Annotated in this window: 5 protein-coding genes; 2 read left to right on the top strand and 3 right to left on the bottom strand. The window is 67.9% G+C overall.

Annotation, left to right across the window (positions count from 1 at the left end):
• Window positions 1–773, bottom strand: a 773-nt coding sequence (locus Q8S40_RS14495) for an Nramp family divalent metal transporter (protein WP_305670930.1), incomplete at its 3' end; no start/stop codon positions are given.
• 80 nt (window positions 774–853) lie between these two features.
• Here Q8S40_RS14495 and mntR point away from each other — a divergent pair.
• On the top strand, window positions 854–1,297 hold the full coding sequence (gene mntR, locus Q8S40_RS14490) for a manganese-binding transcriptional regulator MntR (protein ID WP_305670929.1): 444 nt from the start codon (window positions 854–856) through the stop codon (window positions 1,295–1,297).
• A gap of 8 nt (window positions 1,298–1,305) precedes the next feature.
• The gene (locus Q8S40_RS14485; protein ID WP_304812809.1) at window positions 1,306–1,758 is read left to right on the top strand and encodes a helix-turn-helix domain-containing protein; all 453 of its coding nucleotides are present in this window, start codon (window positions 1,306–1,308) and stop codon (window positions 1,756–1,758) included.
• 517 nt (window positions 1,759–2,275) lie between these two features.
• Here the strand turns inward: Q8S40_RS14485 and Q8S40_RS14480 are convergent.
• Both Q8S40_RS14480 and Q8S40_RS14475 read right to left on the bottom strand, forming a co-directional pair.
• A complete protein-coding gene (locus Q8S40_RS14480) occupies window positions 2,276–2,521 on the bottom strand; it encodes a hypothetical protein (protein ID WP_304812805.1) in 246 nt (81 codons plus the stop codon).
• Between the two features lie 985 nt (window positions 2,522–3,506).
• Window positions 3,507–5,748: heavy metal translocating P-type ATPase (locus tag Q8S40_RS14475; protein WP_305670928.1), on the bottom strand; the 2,242-nt coding region annotated here is incomplete at its 5' end.

The following is a 5,748-nucleotide window of genomic DNA, read 5'->3' as shown; positions in this document are numbered from 1 at the left end:
GCGAACTTGATCGCCTCGCGCTTGCCCGCTTCATCGGTCTTCCAGGCGCGCGACTGCACCACGGCAGTATGGAGATACAGGTTGTGCGGCATCACCGTCGCACCCAGGATTCCCATCGCAATGTAGAGCTGCGTCTGGTTCGTCACGATCGAGGCGGCCGGGATGTAGCCGTTCAGGACCGCCGCCCATTCCGGCTGCGAAAGCGCGATCTGCACCGCGAAGCAGCCAAAGATCAGCGCGATCAACCCAAAGACCAATGCCTCAAGCCAGCGTACGCCCTTGTTCTGCAACCATAGGATCAGGAAGGCGTCGAGCGCCGTCAGCATCACCCCGTAGAGCAGGGGAATGCCGAACAGCAGTTCCAGCGCGATGGCGGTGCCGATCAATTCGGCCAGGTCCGTGGCGCAGATCGCGACCTCCGCAAAGAGCCACAGCGGATAGGCCACGGCCTTCGGGAAGCGGTCGCGGCAGAGCTGCGCCAAGTCCCGGCCCGTCGCGACGCCGATCCGCACGCAGAGCGCCTGGAGCAGGATGGCCATCAGCGAGGAGGTCAGCGCGACGGACAGCAGCGTGTAGCCGAAGGCGGATCCGCCAGCGAGCGAGGTCGCCCAGTTGCCCGGGTCCATATAGCCGACGGCCACGAGGTAGCCCGGCCCCATGAAGGCGAAGAGCTTGCGCAGGAAACCGCCGGCGTTGGGTACGGCCACGCTGCGGTGGACCTCGGGCAGGCTTGGCGGGCTGATCTGGGCGGCATGGTCCGAGGGCGGGTTCATGCTCTGCCTCCACAAGTTAGCCTAGGCTAAATTATGCCATAGAGGCTATCAAGAGGCTCAAGCCGGATGAACGATTTCTTATGCGCAAACCTGCCGCGGAGCGGCCGCTTCCGCCTGCCGACGACCACGCCGCCCGCTTCGCCCGCCAACGCGAGGCAGATCGAAGCGCGACTGCGGAGGATTACGTGGAACTGATCGCCGACCTTCTCCGGGAGGAGAACGAAGCCCGTGCTGTCGACCTCGCGCGCCGCATGGGCGTCTCCCAGGCGACCGTCACTGCGACGATCGGTCGTCTGCAACGTGATGGTCTGGTGGAAACGAAGCCCTATCGCGGGCTCTTCCTGACCGAGGCCGGCCAGGCCATGGCGACGGCCGCCAAGACGCGGCATGACCTCATGGTGCGATTCCTGGTCGCGGTCGGGCTCGACCCGGAAACGGCTGAAGAAGATGCCGAGGGGCTGGAACACCACGCAAGCGACAAGGCTCTGGCCGCCTTCGCGCGATTCTTGGAAACCCGCAGATAAGGAGGCGGATGATGGAGACCTATGCCATCGGCGACCTTTCCCGCGCCACGGGCGTCAAGGCGACGACGATCAGGTGGTATGAGCAGGAGGGCTGGCTGCCGCCGCCGGCCCGCACCGCCGGCGGCCACCGTGCCTATGGCGCGGCACATCTGCGCCGCCTCGGTTTCATTCGCCATGCGCGAGAGCTGGGATTCGAGAGCGACGCGATCAGGGCACTTCTGGATCTTGCAGACCAGCCCGATGCCGACTGCACGCGGGCGCATGCCCTGGCCACCGCACAGATCGCCGAAATCGACGCGCGCCTTAAAAGGCTGGGGGCGCTCCGCGCCGAGCTGGTCCGCATGGCGACGAGCTGCGAGGGCGGGGTGGTTGGGGAGTGCCGCATCATTGAGACGCTGGCCGACTTTGCGCATGGCCACTGCACCAATGCGTCCCATGGAAGCGCGCTTGCCGTAAAGTAGCCAGTCCGTGTCGAGGTGCAGCCTGGATTGTCCTGGCAGCTGAGCAGGTGCCGTACGGGACTGGGGCGGAAGCGAACGGAGTGTGCAGCTACCCCCCCCCCCCGAGCCAACGGCCGTTGGCGGCGTAGAAGCCGCCGCGCAACTTCGGCCAGGTTGAACACAAGCCGGCCGCCGGACGCGGTGGCGTCGATCGCCTCGGTGAGGGAGCGGAACCAAACTCTACGTCGCTCCAGCGCCGCCTCGATCTCGATAAGGTGCGGCAGGCTCCGCTAAGACGAGGTGCGCTGTGCCGACACCGCCGGAGGAGGGGTCAGGCGACCGGGGCCTCGAGATGGGGGCGAGCGCCAAGGCTCCAGATAGACGGTCACCGGCGGAGGTACTTGATGAGCGCCGCTATACCAAGGACGAGAAGGACAAGCAGCATGAGCCCAAGCAGGCCCATGCCGCCCATCATCCAGCCCATCCCCTCCATCCCGCCGTGCATCATCTGCAATCCTCCGCCCGCGCCCCTTGCCGGTTAGCGGCTAGGCGGGGTTGCCGGGGTCGGTATTCCCGCTCGCTCCTCAAGCTGCCGGAGGCGGGTGTCCATCGCGGCCATCCGCTGCATCATCGGGCAGCCGCCCATCATCATGCCGCCCTGGCCCTGCATCATCGGCATCTGCTGCATCGTGTCGCCTTGAGGTTGCTGGCTGCCCTGGGCAAAGGCGCCCGCCGTTACCAGAACCCCGGCCAGCGCGACAACCGGGAAGATGGACTTGTGCATAGGGTTTCCTCTCCTGTTGTGGACCAAGAAAAGGAAACGCCCCTCCCATGTAGGAGGGTTTCAGATGGTGAGGGCTTTATTCGCTTTGCCCCCCTGGAACGCGTTAACCCCCAGCAGAATTGACGACGCGCTTCACCTGCATCGGGTGCCAGACGCGCCCGCCGGCCGGCGCCGGCACGCCGCGCGCGGTGCCGCGGGGTGCCGAAGGCGCTCATCGTCGAGGGGTCCGGCAGGGCGCCGGCGAGGCCGCCGCGCGTGGGCTGGCCGGCGCCAAAAGGACGACATAGACGATACGGCGGCGGGTTTGCTGGATGGCAAGGGATGGGCGCCATCCCTGCTGCGCGTGCCTTCTGTCACTGCGGCGCCAACCGAGGCCCCGGCGCGAATGGCGGCCGAGTAGCCGCCTACCTTATAGAATTGGAGTGCCGCCGGTTAACTGGCGGCTCGCTTTCTATGCAGGCGTACATGCTACGACGAGTGTCAGTACAAGGCCGCGTCACCTAGTCGGGGACGACCCCATCGACCGTTCCATCTGGCTGCACTGCGCCATCATCTGCTGCATGCTGGCGGACGGGCTCGCCCCCGGCTGGGGCTGCTGCCGCATCTGAGCACAGTGGGCCATCATCGCCTGGTGGTCCATTCCAGACATTCCCCTGCCCTGCATGCTGGACATGTCGTGGCCCTGCATGGACGAGGCAGGGGTGCTCGACGCCGCTGCACCCGAAGTGCCCTGCTGAGGCGCGCACGCTGCCACACCAAGGCCGAGCAGGAGCGTCAGAGCCAGAGGTCGCGCCAGGTTTCGTTCCAGCATGTTCGTCTCCTCGTTTGGGGTCAGCCGGCCTGCGGTGAATTCTTCAACAGGCCGGCAGGACATCCCCTGGTAACGTCGGCGACGGCAGTGCGGTAGTGCCCGACACACTTTGTCGGATTGTGACCGTGTCCGCACCGTCTGGATCATCCGGATCCAGCGCACTGGGCCGGTGCCTCATGCCCCGGCGCCGCGCGCTGTGGCGCGGAAGCCTCGCAGCCGCAGCGCGTTGCTGAGCACGAAGACGCTGGACAGGCCCATGGCCACCGCGGCCAGGATCGGCGAAAGCAGCACGCCAAAGGCCGGAAACAGCACCCCCGCCGCCACTGGAATCAGCGCGGCATTGTAGGCAAAGGCCCAAAACAGGTTCTGGCGGATGTTGCGGATCGTCGCCTGGCTCAGGGCGATGGCATCCGGCACGCCGCGCAGGTCGCCTGACATCAGCACCACATCGGCGCTTTCGATGGCGATGTCCGTGCCGGTGCCGATGGCCAGCCCAACATCCGCGGCGGCCAGTGCCGGCGCATCGTTGATGCCATCGCCGACGAAGGCGACCTTGCGCGTACCGCCCGCCTTCAGCCGCTGCACCACGGCGACCTTACCGTCGGGCAGCACCTCCGCCTCCACTTCGTCGATGCCGAGCCTGCGGGCAATGGCATCCGCGGTGCGCCGGTTGTCGCCCGTCACCATTGCGATCTTGAGGCCGAGCGCGTGCAGGGCTGCGATCGCGGCCGGCGTTGTCTCCCGGATCGGGTCGGCTACCGCGATGGCGGCGGCGAGGCGGCCGTCGATGGCGGCATAGAGGGGCGTCTTGCCCTCGTCACCCATCCGCGCCGCGACCTCCGCGAAAGAGGATACATCCACGCCGTTGCGGGTCATGAAGCGGTCCGCGCCGACTGTCACCAGCTGTCCCGCCACGGTTGCGGCGATGCCGAAGCCCGCCATTGCCTCGAAGCCCTCCGCCTCGCCAATGGCCAGCCCGCGCGCCTTCGCAGCCTGCACGATCGCTGCCGCGACCGGGTGCTCGGAGTGTGCCTCGGCGGCGGCGACGAGCGCCAGCATCGCATCGGCCTCGAAGCCCGGCGCCACAACGAGATCGGTCAGCTCAGGCCGTCCCCTGGTCAAGGTGCCGGTCTTGTCTAGCGCGACCACGCGCGCCTCGCGCAAGGTCTGCAACGCCTCGCCCCGGCGGAACAGCACACCCATCTCTGCGGCGCGGCCGGTGCCGACCATGATCGAGGTTGGCGTGGCGAGCCCCATCGCGCAAGGACATGCGATGATCAGCACAGCGACGGCATTGACCAGCGCAAAGGTCAGTGCCGGCTCGGGTCCGAAGATCAGCCAAGCGAGGAAGGTCAGCGCGGCTACCGCCATCACGGCCGGCACGAACCACAGGGTCACGCGGTCCACAAGGGCCTGGATCGGCAGCTTCGATCCCTGCGCGGCCTCGACCATCCGCACGATCTGCGCCAGCACCGTATCAGCGCCGACTGCGGTGGCGCGGAAGCGGAAGGCGCCCGTCGTGTTGACGGTGCCGCCCACGACCTGTGCACCGGCGGACTTCTCCACGGGGACCGGTTCGCCCGTCACCATGCTCTCATCCACGTAGGACCGACCGTCCAGCACCGCGCCATCCACCGGCACGCGCTCGCCGGGGCGGACCAGCACGGCGTCGCCGGCGCGCAGCTCGGCCAAGGCGACCTCGACCGCCTCGCCGTCGCGCTCGATGCGCGCCGTGCGGGGCTGCAGGCCCATCAGTCGGCGGATCGCCTCGGAGGTGCGGCCCTTGCTGCGGGCCTCCAGGTAACGGCCGAGCAGGATCAGCGTCACGATCACCGCGGCGGCCTCATAATACACTGCCAGTGCCTGTGCCGGCAGCAGCGCCGGCGCGAAGGTGGCAACCACGGAATAGGCCCAGGCAGCGCCGGTGCCGAGTGCCACGAGCGAATTCATGTCAGGCGCGCCACGCAGCAGGTTGGGCCAGCCCACGCGATGGAAGCGCAAGCCCGGTCCCGCCATCACGGCGGTGGCGAGGATGAACTGCACGATCCAGGACGCCTGCGTGCCTACCGTCATCGCGATCCAGTGGTGGAAGGCCGGCACCAGATGCGTGCCCATCTCCAGCACGAAGAGCGGCAGCGTCAGGGCCGCCGCGAGGATCGTCGCGCGGCGCAATCCAGCAATCTCCCGCTCGCGCCGTTCCCGCCCGTCCTCTTCCCGGGCCACGGCTTCCGTCACCCCGGCCGAGCGTGCCGCGTAGCCCGCGCGCCGCACTGCCTCGACCAAAGCGTCAGGCGCGAGGCCGGCAAGATGGCGCACCGTGGCTCGCTCGGTCGCCAGGTTGACGCTCGCGCCGAGCACGCCCGGCACGGCCATCAGCGCCCGCTCGACGCGGCCGACGCAAGAGGCACAGGTCATT

Origin of the sequence: Falsiroseomonas sp., assembly GCF_030695085.1 — a bacterium.
GTDB lineage: Bacteria > Pseudomonadota > Alphaproteobacteria > Acetobacterales > Acetobacteraceae > Falsiroseomonas.
The sequence above is the reverse complement of the archived record's forward strand: the minus strand, read 5'-3'. Positions and strand labels throughout refer to the sequence as shown.